At 64.9% G+C, this 14,497-nt stretch carries 16 protein-coding genes; 4 read left to right on the top strand and 12 right to left on the bottom strand.

The genetic code is table 11. The features are described from left to right. Positions 1–3: 3 nt before the first annotated feature. The 12 genes from VG561_RS09080 to VG561_RS09025 form a co-directional block, all read right to left on the bottom strand. Positions 4–654 carry a hypothetical protein gene (locus tag VG561_RS09080; protein ID WP_005412416.1) on the bottom strand — a complete coding sequence of 217 codons (651 nt, stop codon included), beginning with the start codon at positions 652–654 and terminating at the stop codon, positions 4–6. A gap of 10 nt (positions 655–664) precedes the next feature. Continuing rightward, on the bottom strand, positions 665–913 hold the full coding sequence (locus tag VG561_RS09075) for a hypothetical protein (protein WP_005412417.1): 249 nt from the start codon (positions 911–913) through the stop codon (positions 665–667). A gap of 165 nt (positions 914–1,078) precedes the next feature. Beyond that, entirely contained in the window at positions 1,079–2,545 is a 1,467-nt protein-coding gene (locus tag VG561_RS09070) for a toprim domain-containing protein (RefSeq protein ID WP_005412418.1), read from the bottom strand. 151 nt (positions 2,546–2,696) lie between these two features. Further along, positions 2,697–2,876, bottom strand: a complete 180-nt coding sequence (locus VG561_RS09065) for a hypothetical protein (protein WP_004154591.1) — start codon at positions 2,874–2,876, stop codon at positions 2,697–2,699. Continuing rightward, positions 2,873–3,259 carry a helix-turn-helix domain-containing protein gene (locus tag VG561_RS09060; RefSeq protein ID WP_004154592.1) on the bottom strand — a complete coding sequence of 129 codons (387 nt, stop codon included), beginning with the start codon at positions 3,257–3,259 and terminating at the stop codon, positions 2,873–2,875. The genes VG561_RS09065 and VG561_RS09060 overlap by 4 nt, the downstream gene beginning before the upstream one ends. An 11-nt stretch (positions 3,260–3,270) precedes the next feature. Continuing rightward, positions 3,271–3,633, bottom strand: coding sequence for an N-acetylmuramoyl-L-alanine amidase (locus VG561_RS09055; RefSeq protein WP_004154593.1), 363 nt, complete (start codon positions 3,631–3,633; stop codon positions 3,271–3,273). Further along, positions 3,634–4,071 carry a RusA family crossover junction endodeoxyribonuclease gene (locus VG561_RS09050; protein ID WP_423179533.1) on the bottom strand — a complete coding sequence of 146 codons (438 nt, stop codon included), beginning with the start codon at positions 4,069–4,071 and terminating at the stop codon, positions 3,634–3,636. Next, complete coding sequence (locus tag VG561_RS09045; protein ID WP_004154595.1) at positions 4,055–4,720, bottom strand: hypothetical protein; 666 nt, start codon at positions 4,718–4,720, stop codon at positions 4,055–4,057. The genes VG561_RS09050 and VG561_RS09045 overlap by 17 nt, the downstream gene beginning before the upstream one ends. Continuing rightward, positions 4,720–4,878 (bottom strand): hypothetical protein, encoded by a 159-nt coding sequence (locus VG561_RS09040; RefSeq protein WP_154267700.1) that lies wholly within the window; start codon positions 4,876–4,878, stop codon positions 4,720–4,722. Before VG561_RS09040 ends, VG561_RS09045 begins: the two co-directional genes overlap by 1 nt. After that, the gene (locus tag VG561_RS09035) at positions 4,878–5,162 is read right to left on the bottom strand and encodes a hypothetical protein (RefSeq protein WP_005412421.1); all 285 of its coding nucleotides are present in this window, start codon (positions 5,160–5,162) and stop codon (positions 4,878–4,880) included. The genes VG561_RS09040 and VG561_RS09035 overlap by 1 nt, the downstream gene beginning before the upstream one ends. Then, positions 5,155–5,298, bottom strand: coding sequence for a hypothetical protein (locus VG561_RS09030; RefSeq protein WP_423179532.1), 144 nt, complete (start codon positions 5,296–5,298; stop codon positions 5,155–5,157). The genes VG561_RS09035 and VG561_RS09030 overlap by 8 nt, the downstream gene beginning before the upstream one ends. A gap of 44 nt (positions 5,299–5,342) precedes the next feature. Beyond that, the gene (locus VG561_RS09025; RefSeq protein WP_005412423.1) at positions 5,343–7,778 is read right to left on the bottom strand and encodes a DNA-directed RNA polymerase; all 2,436 of its coding nucleotides are present in this window, start codon (positions 7,776–7,778) and stop codon (positions 5,343–5,345) included. Positions 7,779–8,340: 562 nt separating this feature from the next. On the opposite strand from VG561_RS09025, the gene tig reads away from it, so the two are divergent. The 4 genes from tig to lon all read left to right on the top strand — a co-directional run bounded on the left by tig (position 8,341) and on the right by lon (position 14,344). Next, positions 8,341–9,636, top strand: coding sequence for a trigger factor (gene tig / locus VG561_RS09020; RefSeq protein WP_014646097.1), 1,296 nt, complete (start codon positions 8,341–8,343; stop codon positions 9,634–9,636). A gap of 74 nt (positions 9,637–9,710) precedes the next feature. Then, the gene (gene clpP / locus VG561_RS09015; protein ID WP_019659528.1) at positions 9,711–10,337 is read left to right on the top strand and encodes an ATP-dependent Clp endopeptidase proteolytic subunit ClpP; all 627 of its coding nucleotides are present in this window, start codon (positions 9,711–9,713) and stop codon (positions 10,335–10,337) included. Positions 10,338–10,463: 126 nt separating this feature from the next. Then, positions 10,464–11,753 (top strand): ATP-dependent Clp protease ATP-binding subunit ClpX, encoded by a 1,290-nt coding sequence (gene clpX, locus VG561_RS09010; RefSeq protein WP_014646099.1) that lies wholly within the window; start codon positions 10,464–10,466, stop codon positions 11,751–11,753. A 143-nt stretch (positions 11,754–11,896) separates the two neighbouring features. After that, positions 11,897–14,344, top strand: a complete 2,448-nt coding sequence (gene lon / locus VG561_RS09005) for an endopeptidase La (protein WP_014646100.1) — start codon at positions 11,897–11,899, stop codon at positions 14,342–14,344. The last annotated feature ends 153 nt before the right edge of the window (positions 14,345–14,497 follow it).

The raw sequence follows: 14,497 nt of genomic DNA, 5'->3' as shown, positions 1-14,497 counted from the left end.
TCCTTACGGGTAGCCGTGGTTGGTTACGGGGATTGCGCGGACGCGGCGGCGGGCGCGGAGGATGTACTCCGGCTCGGGGGCCTTCGGCGGCGTGTGGACGCCCTGCGGCGCGTGGCCGGGGAAGTCGTCGTCCTCGAACAGTTCGTCCTGCTCGGGCTGGTCGGGATGCAGCGTGTAGCCGTAATCCTCGACGTAGTGCGTGATGCGGCGGATGGTGCGCTCGGTGCCGTTGTTGTTCAGCACGAACAGCAGCTTCTCCGATGCGTCGGCAACCGCGCCTTCGAGGGATACGACCACCACCTCGTCGGTGCTGGGTTCGTAGATGGCGACGTGGGCGCAGCACCGCAGATCGAACCGGGCGCAGTGCTCGTGCGGCGTACCGAACTCGAAGCCGATCAGGCTCACGAGGTGACCCTCGGGCGAGCGGAAGTTGCGGATGCCGTTCGGAGCGGCCTCGCTGGTCCAGTCGTTACGGCCGCTCAGGTACGCGGCCACGTAGGTGTAGCTCGCCAGTGACACGAAGAAGCAGTCGATGTCCTTGATTTCGGTCCCGTCGTAGAACGCGCGCAGGCTTCCGCCACCCAGGATCACCAGGTGGCGGACTTCGGCCGGCAACACGTCGAACAGGGACCGAGCGTGTTGCTCGGCAGTCATGGTTGGTCCCTTAGCGGATCAGGTTGGTGAAGCGCTCGGCGACGCGCAGGGCGCGCTCGGCTTCTTCCTCGTGCTCGTCGGCCTGCGAGTGCAGGACATCGGCCTTGTCGCGCAGCGTCGATGCGGTGGCGATGCGGTCGGCGCTGATCTTGAACAGCTTGTCCACCTGGCCCTCCAGCACCTTCACCACGTCGGTCACGGTGTCCTTGCGGAACGGAGCGGTCAGCAGGTCGATTGCGATGGCGACGATCTCTTTCATTGGGGTAGTTCCTCGGCTTTGATGTGGATGACCACGCGCCGCCCAGGCTTGCCGTACATGACACGGCAGGCTTGGTCGGAGCGCGGGAGTTGGTAGGGGAGAACGAGGCTCTCAGCGAAGGAGAGCGGCGCATCAGCTGGGATGAAGCCGACGACCGAGCGGCCGTCAGTAGTCGGAGGTGGATACATCGGATGACTCGTCGGCGAAGTCGCCGTATTCGCCCGGAGCATCTGCATTGAGCAGGCGGCCGGATGCGTGGTCGTAGCTGTAGTAGAGAACCTGGCCGTTCGACTGGCCGGTGAAGCGATCCTTTAGGACGCGGAAGGTCGTGCAGTTGCGCTCGGCCTCGTTCTCGGCCTGCGTGTTGCGCTCCAGGCCGAACGCGAAGTGCGTCCAGAAGCCAATCGCGCGGCTGCCCTTGAAGTGGCGGAGCATCACGCGCCCGCCTTCCTCGTGTGGCTTGCCTTCCGGCGTGGCGAGGTGCGAGACCAGGTAGATGCAGATGAGGTGGCGCTGCGCGAACTGCGCGATCTTCGCCATCGTGTCCTCCAGCATCTTCCGCTCGTCCTCGGCACCGGCCGCAAACGACGTGAGGTTGTCGAGGACGATGTGCTTGACGCCCTCGGCGACGACCATGTGGGCCATCTTGGCTTCGATCACGTCCCACTCGGACGAGCCGAAGTGGTCGTAGATGAACACCTGGCCCTTGTCGAGAATCTCGAACGCGGCTTCCAGCTCCTCCTGCGTCCAGCTCCCATCGGGGACGTGGAAGCGGCGGCCAGCAACCTTGCCTGCCATGCGCTTCGCCGTCTCGACCGGCTGCTGCTCCAGGAAGAACAGGCCAACGCGGTCGCCGGTTTCCTGCGCGATGAAGGCTGCTTCCTCCATCAGCCAGTCGGTCTTGCCGATGCCGGTGCCCGCGCCGAAGGTGTAGACCTCGCCGTACCGCTTGCCGTAGGTCAGCGCGGTGAGGCGCGGGTCGTGCCAAGGCATGCCCATCGAGACCGGCTTGAGTGCCTTCTCCTTGAGGGAGCCGAACGTCACCACTCCATCGGGGCGCTTGGTCTGCGCTTCGTAGATGGCGCGGGTGATCGCCTCGGCATCGCCACGCTGGAGCAGCTCGTTCGGGTCTTTCGCCGGGAGCTGTGCGATCTTGGCCTTGCCGGGAGTCAGCAGCAGCGCCACTTCCTGCGCGGCGGCTTGGCCCGGTTCGTCCATGTCGAACATGAGCACAACCTCGTCGAAGCCGTTGACCCACTCCAGCTCGCGCTTGATGGACTTGGCCGCGCCTTGCGCTCCGTTCGGAACGGACACCACCGGCCAGCGGAGGCCGAGTGCCTGCGCCACGGAGAGCGCGTCGATCTCGCCTTCGGTGATGACGAGGCGTCGCCCCGGTTCGTAGAGGTGCTGGCCGAACAGCCCGCACGCCTTCGAGTCGCCGATGAATGAGAACTTCTTGTCGGGGTAGCGGAGCTTCTGCGCGACGATGCCGCCATCGCGCTTGTAGTTGGCGATCTGCACGGTCTTGCCGTGCTTGTCCTTGCCGATCCAGTAGCCGTACTTACGGCATGCTTCCTCAGTGATACCGCGCTTCGCCAGGGCTTGCGGTTCACCCTTCGCAAAGTCGCTCATGGTTTTCCTGCTGGTGGGTTGAGAGACCTCCTCGCCTTCGGCTGGCTCGTAGTGACCGCAGCCGAAGCAGTAGCCGTGCCCGTCGCTGTAGCGCGCAAGGTTGTCCTTGCTGCCGCAGTTCGGGCACGGCTCTTTGTGGAGGTATTCGGAGTCAGCGCTTTGCACGCTCCACGGACCACATGCGCTTGCGGTAGGAAATGCCGAGGCGACGATTCAGCGCACCCTTGACGGTGCGGCCCAGGCCGCGGAACGGCTTGTCGGCGCGCGCCCATGCGCGCTCGAAAGCCAGGCGCATCGCGGACGGAATGACGGTGGTAGCGGTGTTGGTCATGCGTTCTTCTCCAGCAGGAACTTGGTGAATGCGGCGACTTCTTCGGTCGCATCGTTGGCGTCGAGGCCCAGCTCGTCGGTGCAGTAGTTGCGATACAGCTGGAGCAGCGCATCGACGCGGTACTGCTTCGGAGCGCGGCGCGCTTCCAGGAGCGGAGCCTTGCTGCGGCGCTGACGGCGCGACAGGCGATAGCGCGTGTACCGCTGCCCCGAGGCGTCCTCGCAGGTCTGCGTTTCGATCTCGAAGCCAGCAGCGCGCAGCTCATCGACGCGCGAGGCGAGGCGGCGGATGCGGTAGACGCCTTCGGCCTGCCACGAGGTCAGGTGCGAGTGGCGACGCAGGTGATCCAGGACGACCTGGGTTTGCGGGGGCAGCGGTTTCACGTTGGGTTCTCCTATCGAGGGAAGTCAGGTGCCCACACGACGGGCTTGCCGTAGGCGGCGAGCAGGCGTCGCAGCGCGGCGTGTTGGGCTTCGGTGAAGTTGTCCTCGGGCTGCATGGCGTCGTTGACGCCGCCCAGGAGGCAGACTTGGTATGCGGATTGGTTGTGCTTACCGGCGAGAGCGCCGGGCTGATTCAGCGGGCGACCGTCGTAGATCGAGCCGTCACGTTCGATGACGAAGTGGACGGCGATCTTCGAGTAGCCCTGCGAGCGGTGCAGGCGTGCGAGTTCTTCGCCGGTCGTGACCTGCTCGGGGCGGGTCATGCTGGCGAGGACGAACAGCGCCTCTACCGATTCCAGAGGTTTGAGGCGCACTTAGAGTTTGTAGAGGTGGACTTCGGTGCGTGGTTCTTCGTCCGGCTGCGCCCAGCGCTTACCGGAGAGCAGCCACATGACTTGCTTGTCGTCGGCCCAATAGCCGGTGGCTTTGGTCACAACGTCCATCGGCCCCTTGGCGAGGTTGTCCACGTCGCCCTTGGGAAACGCGCCCTTCGAGGTCTTGGCGCGTTTGCATACCGCGATGATGACCACTAAAACCGGATCGGTCGGCGACAGGTCCAGATCACCGGCTGGCAGATGCTTCTCTGCGGCTTCCTTCCAGGTCTTGTAGGTCTTGCCGTAGTAGACGCCCCAGCGCGAAACCTTCGGGCGCGAGGCGGGCACCGGGTCAAACGGGAACGTGAGGGAGGCCAAATGCTTGGCCCCCCTCGCGGTGTTCACGATGACCGACAGCGGATCAGTAGTCGCCGTCATCGCCCTCGTCGTCGGAGTCGCTGTCGTCGTCCGAGTCGTCATCGCTGTCGCTGAACGGCGCGCTGTCGGCGGCCTCGTAGCCGTCCTCCTCGCCGAAGCCGTAGTCCTTGGCGTTGCGCTGGCCGAACTCGACCAGCTCGATCACCTGGACGGCGACCATGTAGCAGGTCAGGTAGAACTTCTTGGCCGATTCGACGAACGAGCCGCCGATCTCGTAGGAGACCTTGAGTTCGCTGCCGCCGCCGATCTGCGGCGGGTTGTCGATCTTCTTGCCGCGGGCGTCGAAGATGTCCGGGCGCATGGTGAACTTCTTGCCGGTGCGCTTGCTGACGCCGCTGGCCTTCATCTTGAACTTCACCAGCACGCGGCCGGTGTCATCGCCGTTCTCGTCGGTTTCTTCGGTGAACACCGGGGCCACTTCGGCACCCTTCTTCTTCTTCGGGTTCTCGCTCAGGAACTCCTGGAACAGCTCGTCGCGCCGGGTTTCCAGCTTCTTCGCCAGCGCCTTGAAGTCCTTGTCGTTCGGGTCGAACGCCAGGCTCACGGTGTATTCGCCTTCCGGCTTGAACTTGGTGTCCGGTTCGTTCAGGCGCGGCCACACGGCGGTGCCCTTGGGGGAGACGAATCGTTCGCGCTTCTTGGTTGCCATCAGTTGTCGGTCTCGTAGTTGGTCGGGAGATAGATGCCCGCGCGCCACAGGTCAGCGGCGGCGGTCAACGGGGTGTCGGCGGAAATGCCGAAGGCTTCGTCGATGTCGAAGCCGATGAGCGCCTCGTCGATGAAGGCGTCGGTGATCGGGTCACGCATCACGGGTAGTGCGGTTTCAGCTCGCGCTCCGCGTAGCGGCGCACGGCGTTGAGGGTGTTGACCTGCCGGTAGCGGCAGTCCTGCTCCATGCGCGAGACGACCCGCAGCACTTCCATCGGATCGAGGCCGAGCACTTCGCAGAAGTTCTTGAAGGCGCACGCCAAGCCGATCACCTGATCGGCCGGGTGGCCGAGGGACTGCACGCTGTCGATCACTACGAAAGCGCCGCGTGCGGCGCTCTCGGCAGAACGTGAGTGCAGTCCGTCGATGACGCGATCACGCACCTGCCTGCAGCTCCGTCATGCGGTGCTTGAACTCCTCGACCGTGCCGTGTTCGGCCGGGTTGTAGATGCCGAGGACCACACCGAAGTGGTCCTGGGCAACGTAGGTGTTCAGTGCGTGCTGGTAGTTGATGCTCATGTTGATGTTCTCGCTTGGGGTATCAATTGCCAAAGGGGGATGGACTAGGCAAAGAAATAGCGCGACTCCAGCACCAGGCTGAGGTCCAGGTCGCCATGCGGCGGGAGGGGTGGGAGTTTCTCTGCCGCTTCTGGCGGGAGCTGCTCGACGAGTTGCTGTCGGAAGTCGGCCAGTACGTCGCCGCTGTATTGATCGACGAACGCCTGCCGGAGTGCGGCGGCGAGGATTGCTGCCTGGCCCGCGTGCGTACCGTAGGAGTCGTGGATCATGGCGAACGACTCGATGCCGTTCTCTGCCGCGAGGCAGGTGGTCAGCATCATGTGGCTGGCGTCGCAGGAGTGGACGAAGTTCGGACTGATCCCGAGGGTCTGCCTGCGACGGTCGAGCTTAGTACCGCCGATGTTGACCACTAAATTCACCTCGCGGCCTCCGACGTGCGGCCGGATGCGGACGCCTTCCTCCTCGCGGTACTCCTGGAGGACCGGGAAGCCAGCGGGGGTCGTCCAGCTCACCGGCAGGTCGGCCGACGAGGCGACCTTGGAGGCGTCACGCAGCCAGTCCATCGCCGCGCGGGCTGCGATCACGACCTCGCCGATGCACTCCCACAGCAGGGTCGCCAGGTACTCGGCGGTCTCCCAATCGTCCTCCATGCCCAGCTTCTTGAACTTGGAGAGCACCTGGGCGCGCATGCCCGACTTCGTGACGCCGTAGGGCAGCGTCATCACCGGCTGCTTCACGATGTCGCGGGTGAGCTGGCCGTCCAGCTTGATCGCCAGCGGGTCGCCGCTCTCGGCACGGGCGCGCAGCTTCTCCTGGGCCACGTCTTTCACGCGCGAATAGATGTCGGCGGGCTTCGGCTGCGGGATCAGGTTGGTGGCTGCACCGCCCACGGAGTCGCGGAGCATGGCCGAGAAGTTCTGGAGGCCGTTACAGGAGCCGTCGAGCGCGATGGGCAGGTGGGAGACGTGATCGCGGCCGTTGAGGCTGTAGCCGAGCCACTCGAAGCACGCTGCCAGCGCGCAGAACGGGCTGTCGGCGTCCATCCAGAAGCGTTGGCCGTCCAGCGGATCGAGGGCGCTGTCGAGAATCTGCTCCTCGTGCTCGCGCACCCAGGCCACGCGCTCCTCGAACGACACCTTGTCCACGCCGAAGCAGTTGGCGACGTGGATGGCGAGCCAGTAGGCACCGTCCTCGCCGAGCGGCACGCCTTGGGCGAACGTCAGCAGGCCCTTGGCCGCATCATCACCCTGCGGGGTCAGCGTCGGGGGCAGGGGGTAGCACCGGCCGCGGAAGTCGAGGTTGTGAGGGAAGTAGATCGCGGGGTACTCGGCGAACTTCTCCGCCAAGGCGATCTTCTGCGCGGCGGCGAGGCGGGTGGACACGCTGCGCGCGTTGGCCTCGTAGACCTTGGCGCGGTCGCGCTTCCATTCCTTGAACTCGTCGGCGTGGTGCTCCTTGAAGTAGTCCGGGTCGGTCTCCAGCAGGGCAGGGCGGCTCGGCAGGTCCATCAGTTCACGCTCCGGCAGCCCGGCGACACCGCCGCCTGCGTTCCACAGCTCGCGCATGACCTCTAGGACGGGCACGTTCACCTTCCAGGCGGTTGCCTGGATGGCGTTGAGGGCCTGGTAGACGTTGGGCATATCGACCAGCGCCAGCTCGCGCTTGTAGGCGCGGTTGCGGGTACGCACGAGGTCAGCCCGGCCGCCGATGTCGGTCAGGTAGCCGCCGTCGCGGGGCGTGGTCCACGGACGGGGCGGGACGACCATCGGCATCAGCACCGGCTGGTACAGGGCGGCGCTGTCGTGGGCCTTGGTCAGCCAGTCGAGCACCTTCTGATTCCCGGCGATGAGCAGGTGGCGCTTGCCGCGCTCGGCGACGGTGACCAGCTCGACCAGCCCGGTCGCCTCGACGAACAGCTCGATGAGCTTCATGCCCACCAGCAGCGCGTCCTTGTCGGACAGGTAGAGGCGCTTGTCGTCCTCGGGGGCGAACTCGGCGTCGGCGATGACGTGCCGCATGACGGCGGTGGAGTGCCGGGCCGAGGTGGACTTCTTGAGCTGCTCCTGGACGACCCGGTACAGGCCGGGGTGCTTCTCGCGGAGCAGGGAGAAGTTGATCTCGTTGGCGACCTCGTGGCCCAGGGTGATCGCCACGGACACCGCCTTGCGGTGATCGGCGACCAGCGCGTTGACGCAGGTGAAGCTGGTCAGATAGGCGAGGGCGTGGGGGTTCAGGTGGCGGATGAATTTGAGGGCGGCGTGGCGCTTGCCCGGCTTGCCGGTGTCGGCTTCGGCCACGAACGCCATGATCGCGGCGGCGGTGGCGTCGATGCTCTCCATGACCAGCTTGCGGCCGGGGCCGGTCTCGGCCTCCTGGCGCTGCTCCCTGATCTTCTCGTAGCGGGCAATGCCCAGGCTGGTGCTTTCCTTCTCCAGTTCGAGCTGGGCGGCGTGCAGGTCGTTCTCTTGCCAAGTCGTCATCGTTTGCCCTCGGGGGATGCAAAAGTCAAAACGGGAGGACCGCACCGGGGGCTGCCCGGTACGGTCCTGAGTGGTTCGGTTGTTGGTCCTGGGTGGACCTATGTGGAACTGTAGTAGTCCTCGGTGGTGAACAGCAATGAGTAGTTCTGAATGGTTGTCCTAGGAGGAGGTCCGCCGAAGATGACCACTTTATTCGGCGTCACCTGGTGTCACCTGTCGCGGCACCCGGCGTCACCTATATGTCACCCGAAGCGTCACCTGATAGACTGGAACGCTGTAAGTAGTTGAGTGGTCAGCACTAATCGGCAGGGGCTTCGGGATTTAGGTTCCAGTGCCGCAAGGCGTGGGGGTTCGAGTCCCCCCTTTCGCACCAGTGCCGGCCTGTCCCCGCCCTGATCGGGCCATCGGCGCCCCCTTGACCGGCACGCGCTGGCAGTGCAGGCCGAATTGGGCGAAACTAAAGGGCTGCGGCAAGCAGGCGCGTCCCAGACGTCGTGTCCTAACAACCGTTTCATCCCAATCATCGAGCCGGGGGCCTGGGCCACCGGTGGCAGGAGTCAACATGCAAGCTTCGATCGAATCCACCGGCAACCTGGAACGCCGCCTGAGCTTCTCGCTGCCGGAAGAGCGTCTGCAGAGCCACATCGCCGGCCGCCTGGGCGAAATCGCCCGTACCACCCGCATCAAGGGGTTCCGTCCGGGCAAGGTGCCGGCCAAGGTGATCGAGCAGCGCTTCGGCGCGCAGGTCCGTGGCGAGGCGCTGGACGGCCTGCTGCGCGAGACCTTCGACGCGGCCGTGCGCGAGCACGACCTGCGCGTCGTCGGCAGCCCGCGCATCGACAAGGGCGACGAGGGTGAGTTCTCCTTCGTGGCCACCGTGGAAGTGGTGCCGGACTTCGGCGACATCGACGTCAGCAAGCTGACCGTCGTGCGCCACACCGCCGAGATCACCGACGCCGACATCGACCAGATGATCGAGAACCTGCAGAACCAGCGTCGTACCTGGGCCCCGGTCAGCCGTGGCGCGCAGGACGGTGACCTGGTCGCGGTGGAAACCTGGTCGCAGGCCGGCGAAGAGCGCCTGCCGGCCGAGGGCACCGAGAAGGGTTCGATCGTGCTCGGCCAGGGCATGATGTTCGACACCATCGAAAAGGGCCTGGTCGGCCTGGCCAAGGGCGAAGAGAAGACCCTGGACGTCGAGTTCCCGGCTGACTGGCGCGTGCCGGTGCTGGCCGGCAAGACCGTGCAGGTCACCGTCAAGGTTGCCGACGTGTCCGAGCCGGTCGTGCCGGCGGTCGACGAAGCCTTCATCAAGAGCTTCGGCGTGAAGGGTGGCGACGTCGAGCAGTTCCGCAGCGACATCCGCGCCAACCTGGAGCGTGAGCTGAAGGGCGCGCTGATGAACCGCCTGCGCCGCGAAGTGGGCGAGCAGCTGATCGCGGCCTACTCGTCGGTGGAAATGCCGCCGCGCCTGGTCGAGAACGAAGCCCGCGCCATGCTGGCCCAGCAGGTCGAGCAGCTGCGCCGCAACGGCCAGAACGTCGGCGAGATCCCGGCCGATGCCCACGAAGGCTTCAAGGACGCCGCCGCCAAGCGCGTGCTGGTCGGCCTGCTGGTCGGTGAAGTGGCCCGCATCAACGACCTGCGCCTGGAAGCCAAGCGCCTGAACGAAACGATGCGTCTGATCGCCTCGACCTACGAAGAGCCGGAGCAGGTCATTGAGATGTACCGCAACGACCCCCAGCTGATGTCTGGCCTGCAGAACCGTGTGATGGAAGAGCAGGTGATCGACTGGATCGCCGAGCGTGCCCAGCACACCGAAGAGAAGCTGTCGTTCCAGGACGCGATCCGCCAGTAAGCCGGCGGATCACCGGATGCCCCGCGCCTTTGCCGGCGCGGGGTTGTTGCCCCCCAAGATAGGTACCTCACGTAATGGACAACCGAACCAAAGCCCTGAACCTGGTTCCGATGGTGGTCGAGCAGACCAGCCGCGGCGAGCGTGCCTACGACATCTATTCGCGCCTGTTGAAGGAGCGCCTGATCTTCCTCGTGGGCCCGATCGACGATCACATGGCCAACGTGGTGGTGGCGCAGTTGCTGTTCCTGGAATCGGAGAACCCGGAAAAGGACATCAACATCTACATCAACTCGCCGGGTGGCGTGGTCACCGCCGGCATGGCGATCTACGACACCATGCAGTACATCAAGCCGAATGTGAGCACCACCTGCATCGGCCAGGCCGCCTCGATGGGCGCCCTGCTGCTGGCCGCGGGCGAAGCCGGCAAGCGCTATGCGCTGCCGAACTCGCGCGTGATGATCCACCAGCCGCTGGGCGGCTACCAGGGCCAGGCCACCGACATCGACATCCACGCGCGTGAGATCCTGACCCTGCGTTCGCGCCTGAACGAGATCCTGGCCAAGCACACCGGCCAGTCGCTGGAGACGATCGCCCGCGACACCGAGCGCGACAACTTCAAGAGCGCCTTCGAGGCGCAGGCCTACGGTCTGGTCGACCAGGTCCTGGAGCGTCGTCCGGATGAGTCGATCCAGGCCGGTTGACCGGCCTTCACGGGGCCAGGGAGGCCCCGTTCCTGCAGGGTCGGGCGGGACTGGTGTCCCCTCGGCCCTGTGCTATTCTCGAATCGAACCCCCGTTCAGCGGGTGGGGTAACTGGGTAAGCGAAGCATGAGCGAAGACCGCCAAGGTCGTTCCACGGACACCGGCAAGATCCTCTACTGCTCTTTCTGCGGCAAGAGCCAGCATGAAGTGCGCAAGCTGATTGCGGGTCCGAGCGTATTCATCTGCGATGAGTGCGTGGAGCTGTGCAACGACATCATCCGTGAGGAACTTGAGGAAAAGGCGCAGTCGGCGCGCAGTTCGCTGCCCAAGCCGCGCGAGATCCTCGAGGTCCTGGACCAGTACGTGATCGGCCAGAACCGCGCCAAGCGCACCTTGGCCGTGGCCGTGTACAACCACTACAAGCGCATCGAGAGCCGGCAGAAGAACGACGACGTCGAACTGGCGAAGTCGAACATCCTGCTGGTCGGCCCGACCGGTTCGGGCAAGACGCTGCTGGCCGAAACCCTGGCCCGCCTGCTCAACGTGCCGTTCACCATGGCCGACGCCACCACGCTGACCGAAGCCGGTTACGTGGGCGAGGACGTGGAGAACATCATCCAGAAGCTGCTGCAGAAGTGCGACTACGACGTCGAGAAGGCACAGCAGGGCATCGTCTACATCGATGAAATCGACAAGATCTCGCGCAAGAGCGAGAACCCGTCGATCACCCGCGATGTGTCCGGCGAAGGCGTGCAGCAGGCCCTGCTGAAGCTGATCGAAGGCACCGTGGCCAGCGTTCCGCCGCAGGGCGGGCGCAAGCATCCGCAGCAGGAATTCCTGCAGGTGGACACCAAGAACATCCTGTTCATCTGCGGCGGCGCGTTCGCCGGGCTGGACAAGGTGATCCAGGCCCGTTCCACCGACGTCGGCAGCATCGGCTTCGGCGCCAAGGTGAAGAGCAGCGAGCGCAAGCAGGAAGTGGGCAAGGTGCTGGCCGAAGTCGAGCCGGAAGACCTGATCAAGTTCGGCCTGATTCCGGAGTTCGTCGGCCGCCTGCCGGTGGTGGCGACCCTGGAGGAGCTGGACGAGCCGGCCCTGATCAAGATCCTGACCGAGCCGAAGAACGCCATCACCAAGCAGTTCAAGAAGCTGTTCGAGATGGAAAACGTCGAGCTGGAGTTCCGTCCGGACGCGTTGTCGGCCATCGCCAGGAAGGCGCTCAAGCGCAAGACCGGTGCCCGTGGCCTGCGCACCATCGTCGAATCGGTCCTGCTGGACACCATGTACGACCTGCCGTCGCAGGAAAACGTCAGCAAGGTGGTGGTGGACGAATCGGTGATCGAGCACAAGTCCGAGCCGTACCTGATCTACCAGACCCCGGCGGTCCCTGAACAGAAGGCCGCAGGCGCCGAGTGATCCTTCCAGGTTGTTGATTGGAAAGGATTTTCAAGGAATGCCTTGCATCTGAAAGCCGATGGCCCCATAACGGGGCCATCGGCTTTTTTTGTCTCCGGAAGATGCCCTCCCGGAGGCGGTTTTCCCCCTTCCCTGGAGCCCCCATGGCCCGTTCCCCAAGTGAAACCCTCGACCTGCCGGTCCTGCCGCTGCGCGACGTAGTGGTGTTCCCGCACATGGTCATTCCGCTGTTCGTCGGCCGTGACAAGTCCATGCACGCGCTCGAACAGGCAATGGAGGCGGACAAGCGCATCCTGCTGCTGGCGCAGAAGTCGGCCGAAACCGACGACCCGCATGCGGCCGACCTCTACCAGGTCGGTACGCTGGCGCAGGTGCTGCAGCTGCTGAAGCTGCCCGACGGCACCATCAAGGTGCTGGTCGAAGGCCTGTCGCGCGTGCAGGTCACCCACGTTGACGAGCGCAACGGCTCGCTGCACGGCCAGGCCGTGGAGATCGACGCCAGCGACGAGCGCGAAGCGCGCGAGGTCGAGGCGATCGCCCGCTCGCTGATGTCGCTGTTCGAGCAGTACGTGAAGACCAACCGCAAGCTGCCGCCGGAACTGCTGCAGACGCTGTCGGGCATCGATGAGCCGGCGCGCCTGGCCGACACCATCGCCGCGCACATCAGCGTGCGCCTGGCCGACAAGCAGCGCCTGCTGGAAACGCTGGCCGTCGGTGACCGCCTGGAGATGCTGGTCGGCCTGGTCGACGGCGAGATCGACGTGCAGCAGATGGAGAAGCGCATCCGCGGCCGCGTGAAGTCGCAGATGGAGAAGAGCCAGCGCGAGTACTACCTCAACGAACAGATGAAGGCCATCCAGAAGGAACTGGGTGACCTGGACGATGCGCCTGGCGAGCTTGAAGAGCTGGCGCGCAAGATCGCCGAGGCCGGCATGCCGAAGGCCGTTGAGGCCAAGGCGCGCAACGAGCTGAACAAGCTCAAGCAGATGTCGCCGATGTCGGCCGAAGCGGCGGTCGTGCGCAACTACCTGGAGTGGTTGCTGGGCGTGCCGTGGAAGAAGCGCAGCAAGGTTCGCAAGGACCTGAAGGTGGCGCAGGACACCCTCGATGCCGATCACTACGGGCTGGAGAAGGTCAAGGAACGCATCCTTGAATACCTGGCGGTGCAGTCGCGCGTGAAGCAGATGAAGGGCCCGATCCTGTGCCTGGTCGGGCCGCCGGGCGTGGGCAAGACCTCGCTGGGACAGTCCATCGCCAAGGCCACCAACCGCAAGTTCGTGCGCATGTCGCTGGGCGGCGTGCGTGACGAGGCCGAGATCCGTGGCCACCGTCGCACCTACGTCGGTTCGATGCCGGGCCGCATCGTGCAGAACCTCAACAAGGTCGGCAGCAAGAACCCGCTGTTCGTGCTCGACGAGATCGACAAGATGTCGATGGATTTCCGCGGCGATCCGTCCTCGGCGTTGCTGGAAGTGCTCGACCCTGAGCAGAACAACGCGTTCAACGACCACTACCTGGAAGTGGACCTGGACCTGTCTGAAGTGATGTTCGTGGCCACCTCGAACTCGCTCAACATTCCCGGCCCGCTGCTGGACCGCATGGAAGTGATCCGCATCCCCGGCTACACCGAGGATGAGAAGCTCAACATCGCCACCCGTTACCTGGTGCCCAAGCAGGTCAAGGCCAACGGCCTGCAGCCGGAAGAGCTGGAGATCGGCAGTGACGCCATCCAGGACATCGTGCGCTACTACACGCGCGAGTCGGGCGTGCGCAACCTGGAACGCGAGATCGCCAAGATCTGCCGCAAGGTGGTGAAGGAGATCGCGCTGGCCGGCCCGCAGCCGGTGAAGGCGAAGAAGGGCGCGAAGAAGAAGGCGCTGGTGAGCGTGTCCAGCAAGAACCTGGACAAGTACCTGGGCGTGCGTCGCTTCGACTTCGGCCGTGCCGAGGAAGAGAACGAGATCGGCCTGGTCACCGGCCTGGCCTGGACCGAGGTGGGTGGCGATCTGCTGCAGATCGAATCGACGCTGGTGCCGGGCAAGGGCCAGCTGATCCTGACCGGCCAGCTCGGCAACGTGATGAAGGAATCGGCTTCAGCGGCGCTGTCGGTGGTGCGTTCGCGCGCCGTCGGCTTCGGCATCGACAGCGACTTCCTGCAGAAGCACGACGTGCACCTGCATGTGCCCGATGGCGCTACGCCGAAGGACGGCCCGAGTGCCGGCGCGGCGATGGTCACCTCGCTGGTATCGATGCTGACCAAGGTGCCGGTGCGTGCCGACGTGGCGATGACCGGCGAGATCACCCTGCGTGGTCGCGTCACGGCCATCGGTGGACTGAAGGAGAAGCTGCTGGCCGCACTGCGTGGCGGAATCCGCACGGTCATCATTCCCGAGGAGAACCGCAAGGACCTGGCCGACATCCCGGCCAACGTCACCCGCGATCTGGAGATCGTGCCGGTGAAGTACATCGAAGAAGTCCTGGACCTGGCGCTGGAGCGTCCGTTGGCACCGAAGAAGGCGCGCAAGAGTGCGCAACGTGTCACGGTGCGCAGCAAGGCCAAACCGAGTGGAAACGCGCGCGTCAAGCATTGACGCGCGCTGTCCAACGGCCCGAAACCCGCGTCGTTGCTGGCTTTCCAGCTTGCGTGGGGGTAGGGCCACTGGTATAAAAGCAGCACTCGCGAATGAGTGATCGCAGTCTGGCGATCGCTGAATTCGGCGAACCGTTTCCACATGGCGGCCGCA

Origin of the sequence: Stenotrophomonas sp. CASM110, from assembly GCF_049384345.1 — a bacterium.
GTDB lineage: Bacteria > Pseudomonadota > Gammaproteobacteria > Xanthomonadales > Xanthomonadaceae > Stenotrophomonas > Stenotrophomonas muris.
The sequence above is the reverse complement of the archived record's forward strand: the minus strand, read 5'-3'. Positions and strand labels throughout refer to the sequence as shown.

What these genes read in the sequence shown, in the direction of transcription:
- VG561_RS09080 (WP_005412416.1), bottom strand. Translation starts at nt 654, where the DNA reads ATGACTGCCGAGCAACACGCTCGGTCCCTGTTCGACGTGTTGCCGGCC.
- VG561_RS09075 (WP_005412417.1), bottom strand. Translation starts at nt 913, where the DNA reads ATGAAAGAGATCGTCGCCATCGCAATCGACCTGCTGACCGCTCCGTTC.
- VG561_RS09070 (WP_005412418.1), bottom strand. Translation starts at nt 2,545, where the DNA reads ATGAGCGACTTTGCGAAGGGTGAACCGCAAGCCCTGGCGAAGCGCGGT.
- VG561_RS09065 (WP_004154591.1), bottom strand. Translation starts at nt 2,876, where the DNA reads ATGACCAACACCGCTACCACCGTCATTCCGTCCGCGATGCGCCTGGCT.
- VG561_RS09050 (WP_423179533.1), bottom strand. Translation starts at nt 4,071, where the DNA reads ATGACGGCGACTACTGATCCGCTGTCGGTCATCGTGAACACCGCGAGG.
- VG561_RS09045 (WP_004154595.1), bottom strand. Translation starts at nt 4,720, where the DNA reads ATGGCAACCAAGAAGCGCGAACGATTCGTCTCCCCCAAGGGCACCGCC.
- VG561_RS09040 (WP_154267700.1), bottom strand. Translation starts at nt 4,878, where the DNA reads ATGCGTGACCCGATCACCGACGCCTTCATCGACGAGGCGCTCATCGGC.
- VG561_RS09030 (WP_423179532.1), bottom strand. Translation starts at nt 5,298, where the DNA reads ATGAGCATCAACTACCAGCACGCACTGAACACCTACGTTGCCCAGGAC.
- VG561_RS09025 (WP_005412423.1), bottom strand. Translation starts at nt 7,778, where the DNA reads ATGACGACTTGGCAAGAGAACGACCTGCACGCCGCCCAGCTCGAACTG.
- tig (WP_014646097.1), top strand. Translation starts at nt 8,341, where the DNA reads ATGCAAGCTTCGATCGAATCCACCGGCAACCTGGAACGCCGCCTGAGC.
- clpP (WP_019659528.1), top strand. Translation starts at nt 9,711, where the DNA reads ATGGACAACCGAACCAAAGCCCTGAACCTGGTTCCGATGGTGGTCGAG.
- clpX (WP_014646099.1), top strand. Translation starts at nt 10,464, where the DNA reads ATGAGCGAAGACCGCCAAGGTCGTTCCACGGACACCGGCAAGATCCTC.
- lon (WP_014646100.1), top strand. Translation starts at nt 11,897, where the DNA reads ATGGCCCGTTCCCCAAGTGAAACCCTCGACCTGCCGGTCCTGCCGCTG.